This is a genomic window from Thalassobacillus cyri (assembly GCF_900107755.1).
Lineage (GTDB): Bacteria > Bacillota > Bacilli > Bacillales > Halobacillaceae > Thalassobacillus > Thalassobacillus cyri.
Genome location: NZ_FNQR01000021.1, coordinates 12,377 through 34,317 on the forward strand (window position 1 = coordinate 12,377; position 21,941 = coordinate 34,317).

The window sequence follows — 21,941 nt, forward strand, 5'->3', positions numbered from 1 at the left end:
CTTCATTAGAAAGAAGGTTTTTAATGTTATTTGGTCTGTTGATTATTCATGGAACGCATCATCTGATTAATCTTCTTCTGTGATGGTTTCTGCCCCATTTGCATCATCAACGTACGTAACATTTGTTCATTGATAGGAGGGTTCTTCTTCAAATAGTTCATCATATACTTTCTCGCAATGAAAAACCCGAGGGCTACACCACCGATAAGCGCCAGGATGGCAATGATGATTACCCATACAATACCCAAGCTCATTCTCCGTCTTCCTCCTTCATGTTGTCTCTTATACAGTATAGTAAAATGGACATAAGAATACAATAGCATGTCTCCTGTAAGAGCACGTGCTATTTCACTTTCCTGCCTTTTTTCCATACGTACCTATAATAGCATTTCTTTCCTTTGGGGGGAAATCCACCCATACTGCTGAAGATGGTATTCTGCAATGAAAAAGCAGCGGTCGATCATTCGGAGTTTTTGAAATAGAATCTGTTCCGCTTCCATGAAACTATTACACTGTATAAGACACATTTCTTTTGTTATCTCTATTATACCACGGGTTTCAACCCATTTCGTCACCTTTTTGCCTTCTATCAGTTTCCTATGATTGTATCTCGGACTATTTTTCAATAAACATACCAGAGAGTGTTCGGGAAACGGCTTGGTGATAAAGCTGAATTGCAATTTATATAAATTTTTATGTGAATGGTTATGATACTCTTGGAAAAATCGGAACAATAATTCCGTTTTATAATAGTATTCTTTCGCAATTTCATCTTTGACAGCATAGACATAGTAAAGATTCATGCAGCAATCCCTCCTGTATGAGGGATATTATATCGGTTGTACATCGATAAATCTGTCAAAAGCTGAAAAAGAATCCATCGAGTTTTGTCGAATTGAAAAATAATACATAAAAGAAAAGAAAAGACTGCCTCTAACCGGAGAGACAGCCTTTTGAGCATGTCGACTACACGCTTATATTTCCCTTACTTGAACAATTTTTCTGTTTCTTTAACTACATTTTCTACTGTAAAACCGTATTCTTTCATTACGGTTTCTCCCGGTGCAGAAGCACCAAAGGTATCAATACCAAGTACAGAACCTTCCAAGCCAACATAACGTTCCCAACCGAAAGGAGAAGCCATTTCGACGGCTAGACGCTTGGTTACTGCTTTTGGAAGTACACTTTCTTTGTAATCATCCGACTGGACATTGAAACGATCGAAGGATGGCATGCTTATGACACTCACATCGTAGCCTTTTTCCTTCAATTCTTTTTGCGCAGCTACAGCAAGCTGAACTTCAGAGCCAGTAGCCAGTAACAATGCATCTGGAGTTTCTTTATCGGCCGGGCTCAATACATATGCACCTTTTTTTACACCTTCATATGCTTTCTCTGCTGACCCAGGTAAAGTAGGAAGGCCTTGTCGCGTCAGCACAAGCGCATTAGGTGTGGTGTTGGATTCTAAAGCTACACGCCATGCAGCACTCGATTCATTCCCGTCTGCTGGACGGATGACAGAAAGGTTCGGCATTGCACGAAGTGAGGCCAACTGTTCAATTGGTTCATGAGTAGGACCATCTTCACCGACAGCAATAGAATCGTGAGTGAAGACATAGTTCACAGGTAAATTCATCAACGCTGACAGCCGGATGGCCGGACGCATGTAATCGCTGAACACGAAGAATGTTCCAGCATATGCTTTTAAGCCACCATGTAATGCCATGCCATTCAATGCTGTTGCCATAGCAAATTCACGTACACCAAACCAGATATTTCTACCGGCATAGTTGTTCTTGGAAAAATCATCTTCACCTTTTACAGATGTCTTATTAGAACCGGCCAAATCAGCACTACCGCCAAAGAAATATGGGATAGCTTCTGATAAAGCATTGATTGCTTCTCCTGAAGAAGCACGAGTTGCTAACTTATCTTCTTCTGTATACGTAGGAAGGGACTTCTCCCATCCTTCCGGAAGTTCCCCTTTCATCGCCATTTCTAATTCTGCGGCCAACTCAGGGTTCGCATTTTTATATTCATCAAGTAATGCTTTCCATTCGGACTCTTTTTGTTCCCCGTTCTTTTGGATTTTTTCCTGGAAGTCCTGATAAACTTCGTCAGGTACGTGGAATGCCTCATCATGTTCCCACTTATAATGTTGCTTTGCTGCACTAGCTTCTTCTTCCCCTAATGGAGCACCATGGGAATCCGATTTACCTGACTTATTTGGAGAACCGTAGCCGATAACCGTTTTTACTTCAATCATGGTCGGCTGATCGGTATTAGCTTTGGCATCTTTAATCGCTTCACTGATGGCTTTTGTGTCATTTCCATCTTCTACACGAATCACTTGCCAGCCATACGCCTTATAACGATCCTCTACACTTTCAGAAAAAGCACGGTTCAATTCTCCATCAAGGGAAATATCATTGGAATCATATAAAACGATTAGTTTTCCAAGTCCAAGATGGCCTGCTAATGAGGCAGATTCCTGGGAAACACCTTCCATCAAGTCTCCATCACTACAGATACAATACGTATAGTGATCGACTACCTGGTGGTCTTCTGTATTATATTTGGCCGCAAGGTGCGCTTCAGCCATTGCCATACCAGTTGACATGGAAATGCCCTGGCCTAATGGACCTGTGGTTGCCTCTACACCATCCGTATGACCAAACTCTGGATGCCCCGGTGTCTTGGATCCCCATTGACGGAAATTTTTCAAATCCTCCATGGTCACGTTATAACCGGAAAGATGAAGTAAACTGTAAATCAACATGGAACCGTGCCCTGCTGACAAGACAAACCGGTCACGATTGAACCAGTTTGAATTTTTAGGGTTGTGGTTCATGTACTCCGTCCAAAGTGTATAAGCCATTGGAGCTGCCCCCATCGGCATACCTGGGTGGCCGGAATTAGCTTTTTCTACGGCATCGATTGTCAATGTCCGTATCGTGTTGATAGATGTCTGTTCGATTGTGTTTGACATGGAATAATCCCCTTTCTCGCTCTGCATTATGTACCCTCTATAATCCTATAATGAAAATACAATATAAACAAGCGTTGTCACCTTATTTTAAGATTTTACCTTTGAAGTTTTCCCTGAGATTGGAAAATTAATCAAAAACAGCCGCACAGAAATGTACGGCTGTTTGGTTAAAATTAGTGCTTTTTCTCATTACGCTGCATTTGCTTTACTTTTTCTGGGGTTACATCATTGCCTTCTGGATCAACGACCTTCATGCTTTTCAATTGATTTTTAAAGGACTTACGTACGTTGCCAAGATATTCTTTACGAAGCTTTTGCTGTTCATCTTTTTCCGCTGCAGTCAATGATTCTTTTTTCGATTTATTGGCTAATTCGTTTATACGATTAAGTTTTTCTTTGGATAACATATTGACACACTCCTTTTATGAGCCCTTAACCAAAAAGACAAGTGCCGTTAGACCCTTGTCTTCATTATATATTAACTTTTATCAGCTGTTATTTCAAGCGAGGTGTATTCCCGGTAGCGTCTATGGACCGTGGCCTTTGATACATCGTAGCCCAGCCCGCGTAACGTAGCAGCGATCTCCTCGAAGGTCAGTTTATTGTTACGAAGCCGGACAACTTCCTCAATAGGAAATTCAATTCTTTCCCGTCCCCTTGCCAGGTGCTGATTGGTAAGGTTGTTACCCGGATTATAACCTCTTTCCATCGCTTTATTCATTCCGCGCTTTATTTTAAGGTTATGGATTTTCCGCTGGTACTCCTCCACTATCCCCACGATTTGCAACACCATCGAATCTGACTCTGACAATTGCAATTCCCCCTGGTGTGTCAAAGACAGTACCTGCACGTCCATTTTTTGAAGCTGGTGAAACAGGGCAATCTTTGTATTCCCCCTTCCCAGCCTTGTCTCATCCTGGATCAGTAACCCATCTGCCTTTCCTTCAGAAAAACGGTCCAGCATTTGAAAAACACCTTCACGTTCAATTTCATATCCGCTCGCTTGCTCTTTAATTAAATCCATCACTTCCATGTTCTCTCGTTCTGCCATGGCAAGCAATTCCGACTCCTGCCTCGCTAAAGAAGTAACTTGAGCTTCTTTTTCTGTACTGACTCTGCAATAGATTATTACTTTCATGTCTGCGACCCTCTCTGCTTGTTAATACGAATAATAAACTAAATTGACCATTTTTAACTGCTTATAGTCATAGCGGCATATAAAAATACCAGACTCAAGATGAATAGAATAATATAAGTCATGTCCAATTTAGATAGTTTATCAAACATTTTAACCCCTCCATACAGAACTTTTGTTCGCTTTTGATAGTTTTATTATATACGAACACCCGTTCTTGTCAAGTGGATATTCGAACGAATGTTTGTATTGTGGAATTCATCATGATACAATGTGGTTAATAAAAACATATGTACGAGGTGTGCTTATATGAGTAAATTATCAAAACGGCAACAGGAAATATTGAAATTCATAAAAGAGGAAGTCCTTGCCAAAGGTTATCCACCTTCCGTGCGTGAAATCGGCCAGGCTGTCGGATTGGCATCCAGTTCTACTGTCCACGGACACCTTGCAAGGCTAGAGAAAAAAGGATTTATCCGGCGTGACCCCACGAAACCGAGAGCCATTGAAGTATTAGAACTAGAGGAAGAACAAAACATTCCAAGGAGTGAAGCCTCCTATGCTCCAGTTATTGGTAAGGTAACCGCTGGTACGCCGATAACAGCTATTGAAAATATCGAAGAATATGTACCCTTACCGCAAAATTTAGCTGGGGAAGAAAACACGTTTGTACTTGTTGTCGAAGGGGAGAGTATGATCGAAGCAGGCATACTTGATGGAGATATGGTCATCGTCAAACAGACGCCAACCGCTCAAAATGGAGAAATCGTCGTTGCCATGACAGAAGATGAAGAAGCGACAGTCAAACGCTTTTTCAAAGAGAAAAACCACATCCGCCTGCAGCCGGAAAATGCTACCATGGATCCGATCATCCTGCATGATGTCTCGATTTTAGGTAAAGTCGTAGGTTTATATAGAGCTATTCATTGATAATAATGTACTTATAAAAACAGAAGAGGCCTGTATCCCGTCCTGGGATGCAGGCCTCTTCTTATTCGTTTCTATTATCTCCTTATTCCTCTGGCTCATACAGTTTACCAGGGATAATACCGATCAGTTGTTCATCATATATAACCAAATGATCCACTTTTATTAACTCACCTTCAAATGAATGGATAATAACTTCCTTTATATATGTGAAGTTGTAAGTTTCACTACGACATGCCGCATCATCAGATCGTGTTTTTAAATCGCTGTATCGATTTTCTTTTAACTCCGTTGGAACACCCTGCACAAAGCCAAAGTCTGTGATAAAGGTAAGAACTTCTTCCTCCCTCCTGCCTTTCATAATTGATTCTAATTCTCTAGTAGTTGGTTTCGAATGGCGAGTAAAACGCATGCATGTCATCTCCTTTCGAGAACAACTTTGACAGGCGAATCTATTAGTCCTGCATATCATTGACTTCTTAACATTCTTTAACAATGAATTTACAACCACTTAATTCTGGCTGATCCAGGATAAAAGCATAGAACGATAATTCAAGAAATATACAGGACCAATTAACTGAAAAATCTATATATTCTGAATACATGTTGATTTTAACTGCAAAACTTATTATAATAACATTCATATATTTATTTCCGTTTTATGAATCCAGATTCTAAAAGGAGGAATTGAATGAGAAAAGAAGAATTTCAGATGGTGGATATAACGGATAGTATCAATGGGAAGTTAGAAGAAGGAGATATGAATCTCTACCTCTATAAAGAAAAAATCGGACGGATTCTCATGTCTGGACAAGAGAATCACTATGAAATGTCAGAGGGCTTTAAGTACCATAAAGGAAAAATTTATCGTATGCATAAAATAACGGATATCAAACAATATGTAACTGATTGTGACCTCGGCTGGTGTTAAATCAAGTAGAATTCAATCTCTAAATAAGAGAAGAAGCCATTGATGAAAAAATCAATGGCTTCTTTTAGGATCTTCGCTATGAAGGTAATACTCTCCATTCCGCTTCGTTGGTAATGTCGATATCTCTCAATCCAGGTAATCATGTTAGAATTCATGTATACACGAAAGCCAATTTTTGCTTGTTTCTCATAAATTCAAGTGTAGAGGATATTGGAGCTTGCGTGTAATTTTTTGTTTTAAAACCCCAACAAATATTTTAGAGCCGTATTTTAAAGCTAATCTTTAAACAGGAAGCCCCTTGATACCTCGTATCAAGGGGCTTCCTGTTATTGTTCGCGTTCCCAGGGTGGACTTGGGTACGGAACAGTTATTATAGGTAAAATACCGAAATATGATGAATCAAAACGTTTATATAACAGGATTTTGTGGTTTTCAAGAATTATACATAATAAAATATATCTTTTGTGATCATAAAGTTGTTTTAAATCTCTTTATATATAAGGGGTGAAGGAATGTCTGAATAATTTTAAAAAACCTCACTCATTTATTGAGTGAGGTTAAAGAAAAATAATTATAGGAGGAATAGTATTCACTATTTTGCTTATATTTGTTATGCGAAATATCAAAAAGCCTTCCAACTAATTCTGGAAGGCTCTACCCAATAAGGTGTATTTCTGTGTGTTTAAATGCTTATCAAATGTGCCAACAATAATTGACACCTTCCATTAAAAATTCTTATGGCCTCTAAAGAATATCAAGACGCGCAACTAATACAAGTAAAATTTGCAGTAATACTTGAGCATTGACAGCAAGATCCGTGTCGGTAGTTGAAACTCTGACTCCGCGAGAGTTTTCTATATAAGTTTGTTGTCTATTAACCTGGCTTGATTTTATCTTTGCAGTCAATTCTTGAGCAATTCTATCTGCTTTTGAACTGTCCGCAATTGAAATACTGAGAACCAATGCAATGGCCGCTTGAAGAGCAACCTGAAGATTGACCGCAGCCTGGGTATCGGTAGTGGTAACTTCTACGTCGCTTGAATCTCTTACAACAATTGCTTCGTAAGATTGTTGCACAGACTTGATTATTTGATCAGCGTCTTCTCCGAGAGTTTCATCATCTAAGGGGTGGTTCATGGCGGGGTCCAACGCGTTCCATTCTGATCCACCTCTAAGACGTTCTCTTTCAGACTGAAACCTTCTGCCTGAGCTTTTATAATTAGGCATATAACTTCCTCCTTTATTGGTGTTAATTTATACTATGACCAATATTTTAAATAGGATGGGGTATAGCACCAGCTTATCCACCCATTTTAAGTAATTTGGTAATTCAACCAGTTTCATCATAGATCACTGTAATACTCTCTATACTTAAAGGAAAATAAAAACAGCCACCGATGTAACTCAGTGGCTGTACATAGCATATTCCCAGGATAGAAAAATCACCCCTCATTTGTTGTCTTCTTTAAGGAGTCAACTCCTTTTCCTAATTCCTCCACCATCTGTCTTAAATCTTCCCTATCCTTACGGCTGATTTTTTTCCTGTCTAAATTCACTGCGTTCCTATCCAGAACTGTATTGACTAACTTTTCTATTACTTTTTCAGATATTTGCTGGTTATTATTTTTCTTACTCATATTTGCACCTCCTAGGTTGTTTACTCTCTTCATTATATGACTTCGTCTGGAGAATTGTGTTGAGAGAACTGCCTATTGAAAGGTTATGGTGGTTCTGTTTGGTGGGATAATTAGTCTAACTACAACAAATGATGAATCAGAAGTTAATTATATATACGAATCTTTGCTCGGAAACAGATGTTTATTTGATATTTCGAGAACATCCAGATTACGACTTACTTATCAATGAAGAATTTTTAAAGCTTGTCGAAAAAATCAGCGACTATTCTGTACAATGTTCATTAAAATAATTGAGTAAAGGCCAAATCCGTAATGAGTCCCAACAGGCTATTCTACTTTATAAAGAACGGCGAAAATTGCTAGAAATTTATAAGTCTTTCCAAAATGAAAAAGAAACCGTATGGTTGTCTAAGAGGTTAACCTAAACAACATACCACACTAACAGCCATTGGAAGGACGTAACCAATGGCTGTTAATAAATATACAGGGTAAGGAATAGAAAGAGCTGCTTAAATGAGAACCTCTAAGCTCCTGGTCACCTTGGTTTACCAACTATACCTTAAATTGTATAAGTTTAATTTTAAAAACCCCTTGATACCTGTTGTATCAAGGGGGTTGCTGATTAATATACAGATAGATACTGTTCACGTTCCCAAGGGTGAACTTGTGTACGGAACAGCTATTATAGAAAGATAATCCAATCAGAATTTGTCAAACCCTTGATATAATAAGGGTATTAATTTTGGCCAAATCAGAATAAATGTAAGAAAATCAAACTTTTTTGGTCATTTTTTGGTCAAGATTTTGGTCATAAAATATGTTGTAACCCCTTTATTTATAAGGTCTGAAGAAATATTAAAAAACAAAGAAAAACCTCGCCCATTTATTGAGAGAGGTCAAAGGGAAAAATATTCATAGGAGGAATATAATTCACTACTCTGCTTACCTTTATATTTGTTATGCTAAACATCAAAAAGACCTCAACTAAAAAAGTTGTAGGGCTTTTTGAGTTTTAGTATATAACAGTGTCTTTTTGTGGTCATCAAATACCTTACTTAGAATATCCTGCTCCAAAGCACATAGGTAACTTCGCAAGTCTAACGTCGAGATATGTTTAAATCCCGGCTTATATTTTATATGTATGAGGTCAAAGTCTTTTTCTTTATTCAATACATAACAAGTAATTTCTCCCTTGTTTTCAGAGGTACCAACAAGTTTATAATGTAAATGATCTCTTGGCTGCTCCATTTTATCACCCCTACTCATTATATGACCGTTTAAAAACGGTGTTTAGCGATAAGCCGTGTTTTTACATAACTTTAATAATCGTTCTAAATTTTTACATAAATAAGAACCCTCCAACTCATAACAGCTGGAGGGCTCAATTTTTATTCATCTTGATTATCTTAATTGTATATTAAGAACATCGAGAATACGAAGTCTGTTTGTTTGATGATCATCAAATGTACCATTCACTATATTTTCTTTCATTTTACTTAAGTAGCTGAGTAACTCTTCATTATGTACATTGCTCCATTCGGAGTCATAAATAATATGGTCCAAGAAAAATCCATTTGTTTTGTACAATACATACATAATAATTTTGTCATTAAACTTAGAAGTGCCTATAAGTTTAAAATACTCGTGGTCCACTGGCTTTTTCATTTTCATCCCTCCATTTTCATTATAAACTTTAAATGAAGGTGTGATAGTACATTTGTCACATTAATAAAAAAACCTCCAACTATTGCTGGAGGGATTTAGATAGAGGTTTACTTGGGCAAACCCCGTAATCCGAATACACCCGAGTTAAGCGCTTTTTTTAAAAAATTGAATTCTAGCATCTAATAATATCACATAGCATCCTAATCCAACAATCACCATCATAGAAACAAACCATATTATGTAAGATATGTTAATCATGTTTTGATTATCTAATACAGGTACCCAAAAGTATCTAGCACCTATTAATGAAATCAATGACATAACTACTACAAAAAGCATAGATGGCCATAATTGCTTGGCTATCGTTTCAGTGGTTTTTGAGTTCATTATCTTCCCCAAAGCTTGAGGGTCCATACTAATTTTGATCACTCCTTAACCACTTTCTAAAATACATGAAAGCCGGAATAGTATAGAACATGAGTGTACCTGGAAGCACTGCAGCTAACTGGACCAGCGGGTGTAATGCTGAAAATATTGCTATCGACCCTAAGGCTAATCCTGAAAGCGAACTCCACTTTTCAACTTTATCTCTATGAGCTAACAGTTGTTGACCCATGGTACTTTCCTCCTTTTTAGTATCTATAATACTAATTATATCACTAACAGAGGTTTTTGGTGATGAATTCGATTGCCCGTTTTTGGGGTTATTCGACAAAATACTAACAGTAATATCATTGACGACAAATTTATTGAGTTCCTCGAACAATGATGAATAATTGATTGTTGCAGCATTTGTTTTTTCGCCATAATGTAGGTTCAGATACTTCGTGTTTTCTGATATACAGATATTTTCGTCAAACAGACTTTCGCTTGATTTCTTATATAAATCTTTACTAAGGTTCATTAATAATAAGTCACTTGGAATAATGTTCACATTAAATAGCTTTTCTTCTTTATTATTATTAGCGACTATCATTAGTTATTCTCCTGCGGATAAAACATAAGCGGGTATTCACCCAACAGTTCATTATTAAAAATAATTTTGCCTTTATACTCACCTTTAACTTTAAAGGGAACATTTCTGAAATCAAGATTAAAAACAAACCCATTAGCTTCATCTGGTAATGAGGCATCAAAATTGTTATTCTTAGGTACGTTTATGGGATCAGTCTTTATTGGAGTGTCTCCTTCTGGTGATTCCAATATAAATTGTACAGTATGTGTTTTATGTGGATCAATTTTTATTAAACCACAGGTAACTGAAAAAGAGTATGTACACGGTATAAAAGGTGGTCTAAATAAATTCTGAGGGTTAATTAATTGTAAAGTATTACCCTTGCCACTAGGATTACTAACGTTTTGTGAATCCTCAGAAAATGTAAAGCTTGTTATTGTAACGTCCATTGATAGTCCCCCTATTTATTGTTCAATATACTATATTCTACATGATTTTCCATTTTCCTGCACTATCCCCTGATTTGTGTTAATGAGAATTTCACGAAAAAAAAGCCCTCCAACTCATCAGAGCTGAAAGGCGTTTGTGTTCGTCCCCGGTAACAGAACACATATCGTTCGCAGATAGTGAAACGGGGATGTTTCTATTTTAACAAGCTTAATAGCTTCTTGCGAGTCTCAGAACCGTAAATTCCGTCTTGCTTCAACCTATAGTAGGACTGGAACCGCTCCACAGCATCTGCTGTCTTCGGTCCATAATAGCCATCTACACCATTATTTTCAGCACCTTTTTCCGGATAGAACGGCGGTTTGTTGGATGCTAAGGTTCCTTGGACCGCACGTACACCATTGCCATAGAATGGAGGAGTTTTTACCCAATAGGTCTCATCAGGCAAAACAGGTTTGGCTGCTTCCTTCAGCTCCTGCCTGGTCACAGGACCAACAATGCCATCCACCTTGATACCTCGATCTTTTTGGAAGGCTTTCACCGCAGCTTCCGTTTCAGCGCCAAAGTCGCCATCAGCCCCGTACATAGGAAGCTTATACCCTAGATCAAGCAGCTGCTCCTGTAGCCTTTTGATGGCTGCACCACTTTCCCCTTTCTCTAGCAACCCATCATCCTCAGGTGGTTGGTAGCTTGTCTGAATCGCAAAGATCGGCTTCTTCCCTGCTCTCAGATCAATAAGAGCTAATCCGCCTGTCAGCTGCAGGTGAGGATAATCTTTAAAGGGTGACCAATCACCACCCCATTCAAAACCTAAGTCTTTAGCGATAGTGGCTACTTGCTTCCAACTTTTATTGACCCTCCAAAGCGCACGTTTCCCATCATTAGATACCAGGAAGAAATCCACAGCCAGCCCAAAGTTATGATAGGAAAATCCTGGAGGAGCATAAGTTACAATGTTCCCCGGTGCTGTTCGTCCTTTGTTATAGAGAGCTTGCTGCTCTGCATGGGTGCGCAGCCCATCCGAAATCTGTGCCAATATTCCCTTCCTATATGCACGTTCAATTATCGTAACTGCCCGGTCTTTTACCACTGGATGGACATCCCCCATATTCCTAATAGAACGATTGACCAAGGTTTTTAAAGATACAGTCATATCATTTCATCTCCTTATATTTAGTGGTGAATTCTTCTTTCACTTCTTCTGATAATGCAGCGTTCTTTTTGTCTGGATCGATAGCATTTAACTTCTCTGCTAATCCAGGCGGGACAACTACACCAATTTGAGCTAAGTTTTCTACGATACTTAATCCTTCGTTTGCTATATAAAAAAGAACAGTCGCGTAAGTGACTGCTCCGTTCAATCCAAGTATTTGATCCACCACATTGGCTAAGATGATTACCACCAGAATAAGTACTTTCCTAGAGTAACCAAACAAACTTTTTCTGCTCCAAAGATTGCCAAACCTTATGGCTTTAAAAACTCCGGTTACAATATCCAAAGCCATAAGTAATAATAATAGATGTAGAAACTTTACATCACCGAACAAGTAAAAACGGGTCGCCTCTAAATACTCCAAATTAACACCGCCCACTTTGTCATCATCTCCTTCATTTTTAATGACCCCCTAACGTATCGTATATATCTCGTATCATATAAAAAGCCACCCTCTCCCCTGGGGTGGCCGGGTGCTGCGGCACCCTTTTTTTGTGCATAAAAATAACACCTTAAGCCAGGCGTTCCATTAACTTATTTTTCACTAAGCCGCTCATCCCTTCCAGGGATGCGTCTTTTTCGTAATCCTGGACGGTTACTGGTATATAACCATTCAGATCCAATTGGCCAGCGGGGTCCATCCCTCGAAAATGGATGTGCACCTTTTCCTCATTTTCTACTGTCACAAACTGGACATTATTTACTTTAATGCTCATTTCCTCGATCATGATTGATCAGCCTCCTCAAATTGTTCACACAAATAATCATAGGTCAGTGCCTCATTTCCAGAAAAAGCTTCCTCGCTGGTCAGGAGTACTTCTTTTACTGTCATTAACATGCTTTGATTATCACCACCCTCAAGGACCAATTCTTCTTCATAGAGCTCCTGGACGTCTTTCTGAAAAGCTTCCATATCCTTGATGTCGTACCTCTTTCCATTCTCTAGCATTTTAGGGTTTCCTTCCTCATCCAGGAATGAATGTTCCTTTGCCAGGTCTTTCCGCTGACCTTCTACCTCCTGCAAACGTTCAGTCAACTTTTTGATAAATGTCGTCCGGTGTCTGGATTGCTTCCCTTTCAAAGACAAATGAAAAAGCAGGTCGATTGCCTGCCCGATTTGTCCGTGTTTGATTTTCACCTGCATTAGGCCGCCTCCTCCAATTGTTTGATACGTGCTTTTAATGTTTCATTTTCCATTTCCAAATAGTTGATACGCTCATCATGATCATAATAAATGCCAGCTAACTGCTGGATTGCTTTTGTATTCAAACTCCGATGGGAATAAGAAGAGATGGCTGCTCCATCATCGGATAAGATCTCACTAGGTGTTTTATAGCCTTGCCCAATTACGAAACCATATTTGGCTGCATTTATACCATTATTCCAGTCGGATACCAGGTTATATTTCATGATTTGTGCATGATTCATGAGAATATCCAAGGCATTCCCTTCCCATGGCTGTATGTTGGTTTTAGCGTCTTCGATGGAAGAAACGATGAAGTCTGAAGCCCGAATCGGCTTGTATGTTCCGTACGTCTGATCCGGTGCCAACACACGTACCTCGTTAGGAGTGTTAAGGTAGAAGTTACCGCCAGTCGCTTGGATGGCAACTGCGTTAGAAGCTTCAATGTTTACGTTACCACTAGTAGCTTCTAACCGAGCAGTGCTCCCGTAAACCTCTGTTGACCCTGCAGAGGAAATCTTAACAAAGTCTTGTGCTGTAAATATACCACCGAAATTACTGTTTATCCTGAAATCCTGATTAACATCCAAACCTACGGTAGTCCGCAGGGTCGCCCATTGGTTTAAGAACGCAATACTTGATGGGTCCGGCGGTCCCCACGTCTGCCCCGTTGTGGTGATTCCGATGCGGACATAGCCGTTTGCGTCTCGGACGAACCAGCCATCGTCGGAGATAACAACACGCCCGTCGGTTCCTGTCGCGGTGAACGTCGAACCGGAAATATCAACTCCAGATATATTACCTGCTGTAATGTTTCCCAATTCACCTGTTATGTCACTAAGTACAGTTACAGCTCCCTGAAACTCGATATTTGCTGCTTGGATTTTAATGGTTTCTGCCGACTGGTTGATGGCAGAAATGACCCCGTTTTCTTCTACTTTGGTGCTTATCTCATTGCTATGTTGTGTGATAGTACTTTCCGCTGAACCCACTCGTCCTTCTAGAGTATTAAACGTAGAAGTTTCCACCTTGCTAGTGATTGCATTGGCATTCTGGGTTATATTTGATTCGGCAGTGTCCACACGCCCCTCGAGAGTATTGAAAGTTGCCGTTTCCACTTTCGATTCGATTGCGTTGGCATTTTGGGTAATTTCAGATTCAGCTGTCGTAAGTCTGCTGTCAATCGGCGATACTGCGCTATCCGTGTAATCCTGCGCCAGTTTTCGATCCACCGTTTCAATTAAAACACTGTCGATTAACACCCCTAGACCGGATCCAGTGGTATCTCCCCATATCCCGAGAAAATGATCGTTTGAATTTCCATTGTTCTGAGGCACATCGTAATAGAAAGTATAAGTTGTCCATGATGTTGTAGGAGTGAAGTAGTTCCATCCACTATTTCCTACACTGTTTGTCGAATAAGCCGCTGCAAATTCAGCTGTTGGATTGGATGCTGGTTGTTTGGCTATAATGGATACTTTTATCGTTTTTCCACTTAATAACAACGCCTTGGCTGAATCAATAATCAAGGCAGTTTCACCGGTAGTCCCACTAGGTGGCGGACCTGTATTAGTTGATTGGAATAGCCCTGTCTCCGGTGTAGTAATACCACCTGTTCCGAAGGTAACTCCACTCTGCCATGCACCTTGGATAGCAGCTTCAAATCCATTCCTTACAATTTGATCTAAGGATTTTACATCCGCATAAACTTTTGCATCCGCTATCCCCTGTTCGTATGTTGTCTGTTCCACTTTGCTGCTTATTGCTGTGGCATTTTGACTGATGGAAGTCTCGTTGGATTCAAACCGGTCCACGATGCCCTGCTGGTCAACCGAATAGGTAGTCGTATCCACCTTGGCGCTTAGGGCCTTGTCTACTTCGGTAAAAGTATAGGTACCAATCTCACCTGCAACCGTAGGGCTTGATTTTTGCCAAGCAGTACCATCCCATCTTTTTAACACGTTCGGGTTTTGCGATGTATCCCACCAAAGCATACCAGTAGTCGGGGCTGCAGGTGCTGTGGTCTGTTGCGGTATTTCCTCCTGCTTCATCGCCAATTGGCCATCAACATAAGTAAGATTCGCTTTATCAGCTAGGTCATTAGCGATTTCCTGCATCTTGTTGTCATAGGCTGTCTGAGCAACCGCGTAATCTACAGTATATTGTTCGGCTGCAGATTGAGCTTGGTTTGCCACAGTATCCGCATGGCTCTCCGCAGCTGTTTGAGCAGCATTGGCTTTTGATTGCGCTCCCGTGATGGACTCAATTGTATCAGTACCAACATCAGTGTCCAACTTGGTCTTGGCTTCATTACCGGGTACGTCTTTGGAATCGATGGTTTGTTTATCGTAGGTTACTTCCCTTACCTCAGTCATGGACACTTTCTTGGTTATTTCGGCTTGTAGGGACTTCCAAACGGCATCCACTTGTTCTTGGGTGTATTCAATATAATCTCCAAGGGTCACTTTCTTTTTCGACTTATCCACGATATTCCTGTCCTGGGTATGAATACGTGCTTCCAGATAAAGAGAAGGTTCATAGCTGGTGTCCTTGATGCGGATGGTATCACCAAATCGGATTTTCTTATTTTCCATTCCCTCAATATGTTCCAAATCCGCAATGCCGCCCTTATATTCCACACCTGCGTTAATACGCTTTTCTAATTCATTCTCTGTCAAAGTACGTAAACGGGATTTTGTCATATCATAGTCAACGCTAAACGGCTCATAAGGTTCAATAAGGTGCTGCAGGGCGCCGTCTTTAAGTTGTGTACCCCAACGTTTCAGTGCATCCTGGTTCTCAACCAAAACTTCCAATCGGGTACCATCTTCTCTTTCAGGACCAACCCCTCTCAAAGCAGTAACAATGTTTCCTGTTTTCTCCTTACGGGATAGCTCTAAAAGGTCTCGCCCCAGTTCAGCCGTTCTGCCTCTCCATGTGCCAATACGCTCCACCATGTCCACATAACGGCCAGTTATTATACCGTTACTGTGTTCAATACGAAAATCCAATTCCAGATTTAATTCGCTGGCAACCTTTTTCAAATAAGCATAAGGGTTGCTGTGATTATCAAACTTGAGTGTTCTGACACCGTTGAATATTATGTTGCCTGGTTCCCATTCAGTGTTAGCCAGAGCAACTGAAGCATGTCCTTCAGCACTTAACGCATCGGTGGTATGGGGATCTATGACCTTTGCTTTCTTCAACCCTATGAAGCTGGCTTGGCTGTATACTTCCACTTTCCTTGTAATGCGATTAACTGCTGCTTCACTAATGATGAACTCGCGCATTTCTCCGTTTTCACCGGGAATGATGACTCGATTGCGCTTAACTAAGTATTGAGAAAAGGGTTGGTCTGCGTAAGTTTTAAAGTTAAAGGTTTCCAGGTTATCTTTCAATGACTGATGATGATTATTTGTTAGTATTTTCTTAAACCTGATATGACCGAGCAGTACTTGTCTGTCCGCAATATGGATCATGTGTCTGCCTCACCTCCTACTTGCCTCGCTCCCGATATCAGGCAATTGCATTAAAGGAATCTGGTGCCAACACCAATTGATTCCTATATGGCTTCAAGGGAAAAAATGTGGAACCAAAAGCAATATCTTCAAATGGCTCACCATTTATCAGTACCTCGCCATTGTTGGTATTATCGAAAGTGATAAAGTCACCAGCCTTCGCAATATAAGGAATCTGATCGGAGGTCAAGTTATTGATTTTCTCGACCTTTAAGTTATTAACTTTCATGGCGGGCGCGGTATAGGACCATCTAGTTCCAAAATGAACTTGAACCTGTGCTAGCTTGCGTACAAACTGCTGCTCACTATCCATGTGAAATTCCCGCACACGAGTGTGATGTCGTCCATTAACTTGGATGATTTCTGCTATATAACCTTCCCACTCATGTCCTCGTCGTTCAATTCTCACCAAAGCTTCAAGAATACGGGCGCGGTTCCAATATGGTTCTTCTTCCAGAAAGTTATAACCTACATTCACATCCCCCGCTCGTATCACGCCCTGTCCTCGAACAGCATTGGGAAACACATCTTTCACAGTTGCCGATGCGACAAATTGATCTGTTTCATCTAGCAGGTGTATTCCTACACGACCAAGCAAGTCCGGAGAGGTAGAGGAATCAAATTCGAACCTAGCTTCGACTCGGAAATCCGTCAACACTTCAGATAAACTTGTTTTTAAAGCTGGGCCATGCCAACCCTCTGCATATCCCCAGGTATCCGGTACAAATCCTGTGCCATCACTGACAATAGTTCCCGCTACTGTTCCACCATCTATGTTGCTTCCTGCGGTCCAAGCGGTGGTATCCGTTAATTCATCATCCAGAATAGTGATGTACTCTTCAACCGCACTATATTTTTCAACATCAACAGGCCGGCCGATCATCATATAGTCATTGTTCTGGTTCTGAATCATAGCAAATGTAATAGGAGCCAATACTTCGAGTTCAAAGACCGGTTCTGCATCAGCTGTCCCGTTGTTAGTTATCTCTACAACATTGTTTCCGTTGAAATCTGCAGTTATTACCGGCCCGTAAATGTAGGGGTCCAGCATAGTCAAAGTGATGTTAAAGACGCCGTCTGATTTGGTGATGTTCTCTATATCATACTCGCCTTCCTGCAGGACAAATATTTCTTTTTCAGGCGTTATATCCCGGACAATGGAGAACTTTTTTTCAGTACAAAATAGTTCATAGATTTGGTGTTTCTTACTATCGAACTCTGAAAGCGTATCAGCCTCTATTTGTAATCCGATGCTTACGTGGCGTTCTTCTTCCTTGGATTGCGATAAATAGGAGCCGGCCATTCCAGGAGACGTTAACTTTGTACGGCTGACGTTCGGTGAGTAAATGTGAAAAGACTCCACCCATACACCGATATCATGCATGTCAGTAGTGGTATCCTCATATTTCACTTTGAAATTAAATACACTTTTCATTTACTCACCCCTGAATTCTTTTCTGATTTCATTATCTCTTTCCCAATGTTCCTGTACGACTTCCCATACAATCTCTCCCACAATCTCTCTATCCATAATGACATTACCTGCACCTACATTCACTGCCATTTTACTTTTAATATTATGGGTGGAAGTTAATGCTGTACTCATGTTATCCAAGTTTCTACTGATTTCAGGACTTACCCCTACACCACTCGCGTAGGCGGGCAACCCACTATTGATTCTAGATAATATTTTCTTTGTTTCTTCTGCTGTGAACACATCCGCTCCACGTTTTAAGTCTGGAATTAATCCAAACCCATGAAGTGACCATTTGTTTCCTTCTCGTACAAGCTCTGGTCCTTCTTCTCCGACAAACGCTGGACCGCCCGGATGAAAGTTTGTACCTCCTGCATAACCAACAGGGACATTATGGCCATTCCCTCCCGAATACCGGAGTGATATGGTTTTCCACACAGTTTCGGATAATTTACTGTTTAATTCATATGCACTGGGGGATAAATTTGCGCGAACGTTCTTGCTTACATCTCTTCCTAGTTCATCGGTATAATTCCTGGCATCACTAGCCAGATCCTGAATCTGGCTTTCAGCTCCATATAACTTATCGATTTGGCCATCTATTGCAGCAACACCATTCAGGTATTCATCGGTGTTCCTCATGTTGATAGGGGTTTGGTCTTTCAGTTTTTGCTTTTCCTCTTCAAGTTTACTAATTTGTTCATCGATGACTTGACTTACATTTCCCTGGTTAACTGCTTGCCTGGCAACTTCTTCTGAAATTCCAGCGTTTTTCAAGTAATTGAGTTGCAACTTTTCATAGACCATACCTAACTTAGAGAGCTCTTTATCGGTGTTACTAAGCTTAATTTGCTGTTCTGTCTTCTGTTGTTTCAAGGTTAATAACTGATCATTTAATCCTTGTTCTCCATCTTTGATATAATCATATTGCTTTTGCAAAGGTTTGATTTGTTCTTGTAATACAAACCATTCTTCAGTACCTGCTTTTACTCTCGATTGTTTGGCTTGAAGAGATTTCAATTCTTCTGACACTTGATTCTTCATTGTCTGTAATTCTTGAGACGAATGTGTATTTAATAATTGATTGATTTCCGCTTCTTTTGTTTTGAACATATTCAACTGACGTTGCTGAGTCTTCCGTTGTTCTAACAATTTACTTTGATTATCAGCAGCATTAAAGAATTGCTTCTCTAATTCCAAGGTGGCCATCTTAGAGATTTCTTGATTATATTTCCTGAGCTCAGTAGTAGCGCCGGCGATTTTATTTCCTTGGTCTGTAATCTTTTCAGTGGCGCCTGGCAAGGATTCCACAAGCTCCGCATTTAAACCTACCATGGTTTGCAATTCATCATTAGTGAACCCAGACTTTTTTTTAAGGGTAGCCATTTCTTTTTTGATAGCAGCAATGGTTTCTGGGTTAGATGTCTGCTGTAATTCATGTTGGAGATCAATATATCGACCGAATTCATCACTGGTTAACTTAGACTTGTTCCTCAACTCATCGAACTGCTGAATCATTTTACCGGTTTCTTGATGTTGTTTACTTAAAGAGTTAGCTGTTTCCAAAGAGACGTCTTTTAACTTTTTCTCTTCACCTGTTAATGTACCTACTGTGGTTATAAGCGTAATCAAACCGCCAACAGCTAATCCGACAGGTCCAGCTTTTCTAATTAACCCGAGGAGAACGCCTTCCAGCCCTTTTTTACCTGCAGCCGTTTCAGCTTTACCCAAATTCAAACTCAATGATCCGACTATACTAGACAGGGTAGAAAATGTTTTTAATCCAGGACCAGCAACAGCAGCGCTTCCCGCCAGTGTAAGGAGAAACTTTTGGGTATCCTCATCCAATTCAGCAAACCATTCGGACAACTCCTGGATATGAGGTGTCACATCCTGAGCAATTTCAAGCAGTTCTCGACCTAATGGTTCTAAGGAGTCCAAGACCCCTCGCAATGTTTTTTTGAATTCTCTCCCAAATGTCTGCTCTTGGGAATTTTCTAACTCTTTCATCGATCCGTCAACGTCTTTCATAGATTCATTGACATCATCCAGGGAATAAACCGTCTTAGCACCCATGTCCTCCCACTTGGTACCAAAAAGCTCTACTCCAATTTGGTTCGCTTTGACCTGATCCTCCATTCCCTCGAGTTCAGGTAGAACTGTACGGAATAACTCTTCTGCAGTCGCTTCTCCGTTTTCGAATTCTTCGAACAGATTTTGAGTTTCTTTCGACATATCTTCGAATGCATCTGAGGTTCTTTTTGAACCATCTCTTACACGAATATCAAACTCTTTCATCACATCGTTGATGTAATCTAAATTGTAAGCACCGTTTTTCGTTCCGTTGGCCAAGATCGAAAAATAATCTTCCGCAGAGAATCCCATCTGCTTGAATAAGGGAGCATATTCGGAAATGTTATCGAACATCTCTTGGGAGAAGTTCAAACCTTCCTGCTGCCCTTTCGTGAATAAATCCATTGCTTCTTCCGCGGTTATACCGAAATTGTGCATCAATTGATTGACACCGCGAGTTGCTTCGCTCATATCCGCTTCAGTTACATTAGCTAGAGTCAACATATGCTTGGTTGCTTCCTGCAGCTCTTTTCCATCATTTATCCCTTGGATATTCTGTTTCACCATCATGATGGACCTGGCTACTTGTTCAGGAGAATCACCAAAGCCGTCTTCCCAAACGGTTTGCATGTCTTCTTCCAGTTGTTTTGCTTCTTCTCCAGTAGCACCTAGAGTACCGGTCATAAGTTGAGTAGCATCATGTAGACTCAAGGCACTTGCACCAGCTGCTGCACCTACACCAGCGAGAGGTAAAGTTACGCCTTTGCTTAAATTGTCGCCTAAATCATTAGCTTCCCGTCCGATATCTTTTAATGATTTTTCATATTTATTTGCATCTGCCCGCGCATCTTGCATTTCTTGGCTTTGTTTTGAGATTTCTGTTTTGGTCCGACCAATTGTATTTTCCAGCTTTTGTTCAGATATACGTAAATCAAGAAGTTTATTAGACAATTTATTAGCTTCATTAGAATTTTCTCCATACGTCTTCTTCGCTTTCTCCAATTGCGTTGAGGTGGCATCTATTTTCTTTCTGACGATATCTTGTTCTTTGCCCAAATAAGTAACTTTTGCTTCCAGTTTTTCTGTTGCTGTCGCGGTATCCTTCATTTGCTCGGACTGCAATTTGAATTCTTTTCGAAGCCTGGTGCTTTCTTTATTCATTTCTTTGATGCCTTCATTGAAATCTTTATTGAAGACACTGAAAGTAACTTTTGTTTCATTCCGTTTTGCCAATTATTTCACCTCCTCAATATGTAGCAGGGTTGTTCTTCCATCCGTCGTATGCTTGTTTACTCTCATAAATCCTTTCTACATCCGGAATCGGATAATGCCAGAAAACATCAGAATCAATACCTGACCCGAGGCAATATAAAACGTAGCGATCCTCCACACACTCCAAGTTCAACTTAGGATTCTTGATCTGTTTCTGGCCTTTATCTACCTTCTTACTAATGCTATCATTCAATCCTTTGGCAAAATGATTAGGACTGGACTCTGTACATGCAAGTATCAGTCCTTTATATTGCTGGATTAATTGATGTTCATCAGGAGCATAATTCTGTAAAAATTCTTGAAAGCTCATCCGTTCCTGTTTATCCACCCCGATGATACCAAGATAAATGACTGCAGGGTAAAATTTCATCTCTAATAAGTCTGGCAGCTGTGATTTATCAATCAGACCAAGCTTTTCACCCATGCTTAATGAATGGTTCGTGATTGCCGCTGGATAAACTTTTCCTCCTACTTCAATCAGTTCATACCTTGCCAATATGATCGCTCCTTTAAAAAGAAAAA

General features: G+C 40.2%; 23 protein-coding genes. 2 read left to right on the plus strand and 21 right to left on the minus strand.

Features of this window, described 5'->3' with window-relative positions; genetic code table 11:
* Nucleotides 1–26: 26 nt before the first annotated feature.
* The 5 genes from BLV00_RS18595 to BLV00_RS18615 all read right to left on the minus strand — a co-directional run bounded on the left by BLV00_RS18595 (nucleotide 27) and on the right by BLV00_RS18615 (nucleotide 4,127).
* Nucleotides 27–254, minus strand: coding sequence for a YneF family protein (locus tag BLV00_RS18595; protein WP_028782881.1), 228 nt, complete (start codon nucleotides 252–254; stop codon nucleotides 27–29).
* A gap of 123 nt (nucleotides 255–377) precedes the next feature.
* The gene (sirA, locus tag BLV00_RS18600; RefSeq protein WP_093046443.1) at nucleotides 378–803 is read right to left on the minus strand and encodes a sporulation inhibitor of replication protein SirA; all 426 of its coding nucleotides are present in this window, start codon (nucleotides 801–803) and stop codon (nucleotides 378–380) included.
* Nucleotides 804–985: 182 nt separating this feature from the next.
* On the minus strand, nucleotides 986–2,989 hold the full coding sequence (gene tkt / locus BLV00_RS18605; RefSeq protein WP_093046513.1) for a transketolase: 2,004 nt from the start codon (nucleotides 2,987–2,989) through the stop codon (nucleotides 986–988).
* Between the two features lie 173 nt (nucleotides 2,990–3,162).
* Entirely contained in the window at nucleotides 3,163–3,396 is a 234-nt protein-coding gene (locus BLV00_RS18610) for a DUF896 domain-containing protein (protein WP_093046444.1), read from the minus strand.
* Between the two features lie 71 nt (nucleotides 3,397–3,467).
* Nucleotides 3,468–4,127, minus strand: coding sequence for a YneB family resolvase-like protein (locus BLV00_RS18615; protein WP_093046445.1), 660 nt, complete (start codon nucleotides 4,125–4,127; stop codon nucleotides 3,468–3,470).
* Nucleotides 4,128–4,433: 306 nt separating this feature from the next.
* On the opposite strand from BLV00_RS18615, the gene lexA reads away from it, so the two are divergent.
* Entirely contained in the window at nucleotides 4,434–5,054 is a 621-nt protein-coding gene (gene lexA / locus BLV00_RS18620; RefSeq protein ID WP_093046446.1) for a transcriptional repressor LexA, read from the plus strand.
* 82 nt (nucleotides 5,055–5,136) lie between these two features.
* On the opposite strand, the gene BLV00_RS18625 is transcribed toward lexA, so the two are convergent.
* Nucleotides 5,137–5,463: a hypothetical protein gene (locus BLV00_RS18625; protein ID WP_093046447.1), complete on the minus strand. Its 327-nt coding sequence runs from the start codon at nucleotides 5,461–5,463 to the stop codon at nucleotides 5,137–5,139.
* A gap of 279 nt (nucleotides 5,464–5,742) precedes the next feature.
* Between BLV00_RS18625 and BLV00_RS18630 the strand changes: the two genes are divergently transcribed.
* A complete protein-coding gene (locus BLV00_RS18630) occupies nucleotides 5,743–5,982 on the plus strand; it encodes a DUF2553 family protein (protein WP_093046448.1) in 240 nt (79 codons plus the stop codon).
* Here the strand turns inward: BLV00_RS18630 and BLV00_RS22110 are convergent.
* The 15 genes from BLV00_RS22110 to BLV00_RS18710 form a co-directional block, all read right to left on the minus strand.
* Complete coding sequence (locus BLV00_RS22110) at nucleotides 5,979–6,137, minus strand: hypothetical protein (RefSeq protein ID WP_218131912.1); 159 nt, start codon at nucleotides 6,135–6,137, stop codon at nucleotides 5,979–5,981. The genes BLV00_RS18630 and BLV00_RS22110 overlap by 4 nt on opposite strands.
* A gap of 589 nt (nucleotides 6,138–6,726) precedes the next feature.
* Nucleotides 6,727–7,119, minus strand: a complete 393-nt coding sequence (locus BLV00_RS18635) for a spore coat protein (protein ID WP_245729023.1) — start codon at nucleotides 7,117–7,119, stop codon at nucleotides 6,727–6,729.
* Between the two features lie 305 nt (nucleotides 7,120–7,424).
* Nucleotides 7,425–7,619 carry a hypothetical protein gene (locus BLV00_RS18640; protein ID WP_093046450.1) on the minus strand — a complete coding sequence of 65 codons (195 nt, stop codon included), beginning with the start codon at nucleotides 7,617–7,619 and terminating at the stop codon, nucleotides 7,425–7,427.
* A 1,401-nt stretch (nucleotides 7,620–9,020) separates the two neighbouring features.
* Entirely contained in the window at nucleotides 9,021–9,284 is a 264-nt protein-coding gene (locus BLV00_RS18655; protein ID WP_093046453.1) for a hypothetical protein, read from the minus strand.
* Between the two features lie 144 nt (nucleotides 9,285–9,428).
* On the minus strand, nucleotides 9,429–9,713 hold the full coding sequence (locus tag BLV00_RS18660; RefSeq protein ID WP_143030746.1) for a hypothetical protein: 285 nt from the start codon (nucleotides 9,711–9,713) through the stop codon (nucleotides 9,429–9,431).
* Nucleotides 9,700–10,260 (minus strand): hypothetical protein, encoded by a 561-nt coding sequence (locus BLV00_RS18665; RefSeq protein ID WP_093046455.1) that lies wholly within the window; start codon nucleotides 10,258–10,260, stop codon nucleotides 9,700–9,702. The genes BLV00_RS18660 and BLV00_RS18665 overlap by 14 nt, the downstream gene beginning before the upstream one ends.
* The gene (locus BLV00_RS18670; RefSeq protein ID WP_093046456.1) at nucleotides 10,260–10,688 is read right to left on the minus strand and encodes a DUF6941 family protein; all 429 of its coding nucleotides are present in this window, start codon (nucleotides 10,686–10,688) and stop codon (nucleotides 10,260–10,262) included. Before BLV00_RS18670 ends, BLV00_RS18665 begins: the two co-directional genes overlap by 1 nt.
* Before the next feature lie 194 nt (nucleotides 10,689–10,882).
* Entirely contained in the window at nucleotides 10,883–11,839 is a 957-nt protein-coding gene (locus BLV00_RS22595; protein ID WP_143030747.1) for a peptidoglycan-binding protein, read from the minus strand.
* Between the two features lies 1 nt (nucleotide 11,840).
* Nucleotides 11,841–12,278 carry a phage holin family protein gene (locus BLV00_RS18680; protein WP_093046457.1) on the minus strand — a complete coding sequence of 146 codons (438 nt, stop codon included), beginning with the start codon at nucleotides 12,276–12,278 and terminating at the stop codon, nucleotides 11,841–11,843.
* Nucleotides 12,279–12,411: 133 nt separating this feature from the next.
* A complete protein-coding gene (locus tag BLV00_RS18685) occupies nucleotides 12,412–12,627 on the minus strand; it encodes a hypothetical protein (RefSeq protein WP_093046458.1) in 216 nt (71 codons plus the stop codon).
* Nucleotides 12,624–13,043 carry a DUF1617 family protein gene (locus tag BLV00_RS18690; protein WP_093046459.1) on the minus strand — a complete coding sequence of 140 codons (420 nt, stop codon included), beginning with the start codon at nucleotides 13,041–13,043 and terminating at the stop codon, nucleotides 12,624–12,626. Before BLV00_RS18690 ends, BLV00_RS18685 begins: the two co-directional genes overlap by 4 nt.
* Nucleotides 13,043–16,561, minus strand: coding sequence for a phage tail spike protein (locus BLV00_RS18695; RefSeq protein WP_093046460.1), 3,519 nt, complete (start codon nucleotides 16,559–16,561; stop codon nucleotides 13,043–13,045). The genes BLV00_RS18690 and BLV00_RS18695 overlap by 1 nt, the downstream gene beginning before the upstream one ends.
* Before the next feature lie 37 nt (nucleotides 16,562–16,598).
* Nucleotides 16,599–18,035 (minus strand): phage tail domain-containing protein, encoded by a 1,437-nt coding sequence (locus BLV00_RS18700; protein ID WP_093046461.1) that lies wholly within the window; start codon nucleotides 18,033–18,035, stop codon nucleotides 16,599–16,601.
* Nucleotides 18,036–21,380, minus strand: a complete 3,345-nt coding sequence (locus tag BLV00_RS18705) for a phage tail tape measure protein (protein ID WP_093046462.1) — start codon at nucleotides 21,378–21,380, stop codon at nucleotides 18,036–18,038.
* Between the two features lie 13 nt (nucleotides 21,381–21,393).
* Nucleotides 21,394–21,915, minus strand: coding sequence for a hypothetical protein (locus tag BLV00_RS18710; RefSeq protein ID WP_093046463.1), 522 nt, complete (start codon nucleotides 21,913–21,915; stop codon nucleotides 21,394–21,396).
* Nucleotides 21,916–21,941 lie beyond the last annotated feature (26 nt).

Excerpts from the sequence above, each read along its gene's own strand:
- BLV00_RS18665 (WP_093046455.1), bottom strand. The coding sequence starts at position 10,260 with ATGATAGTCGCTAATAATAATAAAGAAGAAAAGCTATTTAATGTGAAC.
- BLV00_RS22110 (WP_218131912.1), bottom strand. The coding sequence starts at position 6,137 with ATGAATTCTAACATGATTACCTGGATTGAGAGATATCGACATTACCAA.
- BLV00_RS18635 (WP_245729023.1), bottom strand. The coding sequence starts at position 7,119 with ATGAACCACCCCTTAGATGATGAAACTCTCGGAGAAGACGCTGATCAA.
- BLV00_RS18615 (WP_093046445.1), bottom strand. The coding sequence starts at position 4,127 with ATGAAAGTAATAATCTATTGCAGAGTCAGTACAGAAAAAGAAGCTCAA.
- BLV00_RS18595 (WP_028782881.1), bottom strand. The coding sequence starts at position 254 with ATGAGCTTGGGTATTGTATGGGTAATCATCATTGCCATCCTGGCGCTT.
- BLV00_RS18670 (WP_093046456.1), bottom strand. The coding sequence starts at position 10,688 with ATGGACGTTACAATAACAAGCTTTACATTTTCTGAGGATTCACAAAAC.
- BLV00_RS18640 (WP_093046450.1), bottom strand. The coding sequence starts at position 7,619 with ATGAGTAAGAAAAATAATAACCAGCAAATATCTGAAAAAGTAATAGAA.
- BLV00_RS18690 (WP_093046459.1), bottom strand. The coding sequence starts at position 13,043 with ATGCAGGTGAAAATCAAACACGGACAAATCGGGCAGGCAATCGACCTG.
- BLV00_RS18685 (WP_093046458.1), bottom strand. The coding sequence starts at position 12,627 with ATGATCGAGGAAATGAGCATTAAAGTAAATAATGTCCAGTTTGTGACA.
- BLV00_RS22595 (WP_143030747.1), bottom strand. The coding sequence starts at position 11,839 with ATGACTGTATCTTTAAAAACCTTGGTCAATCGTTCTATTAGGAATATG.
- lexA (WP_093046446.1), top strand. The coding sequence starts at position 4,434 with ATGAGTAAATTATCAAAACGGCAACAGGAAATATTGAAATTCATAAAA.
- BLV00_RS18655 (WP_093046453.1), bottom strand. The coding sequence starts at position 9,284 with ATGAAAAAGCCAGTGGACCACGAGTATTTTAAACTTATAGGCACTTCT.
- BLV00_RS18610 (WP_093046444.1), bottom strand. The coding sequence starts at position 3,396 with ATGTTATCCAAAGAAAAACTTAATCGTATAAACGAATTAGCCAATAAA.
- sirA (WP_093046443.1), bottom strand. The coding sequence starts at position 803 with ATGAATCTTTACTATGTCTATGCTGTCAAAGATGAAATTGCGAAAGAA.
- tkt (WP_093046513.1), bottom strand. The coding sequence starts at position 2,989 with ATGTCAAACACAATCGAACAGACATCTATCAACACGATACGGACATTG.
- BLV00_RS18630 (WP_093046448.1), top strand. The coding sequence starts at position 5,743 with ATGAGAAAAGAAGAATTTCAGATGGTGGATATAACGGATAGTATCAAT.
- BLV00_RS18625 (WP_093046447.1), bottom strand. The coding sequence starts at position 5,463 with ATGCGTTTTACTCGCCATTCGAAACCAACTACTAGAGAATTAGAATCA.
- BLV00_RS18695 (WP_093046460.1), bottom strand. The coding sequence starts at position 16,561 with ATGATCCATATTGCGGACAGACAAGTACTGCTCGGTCATATCAGGTTT.
- BLV00_RS18700 (WP_093046461.1), bottom strand. The coding sequence starts at position 18,035 with ATGAAAAGTGTATTTAATTTCAAAGTGAAATATGAGGATACCACTACT.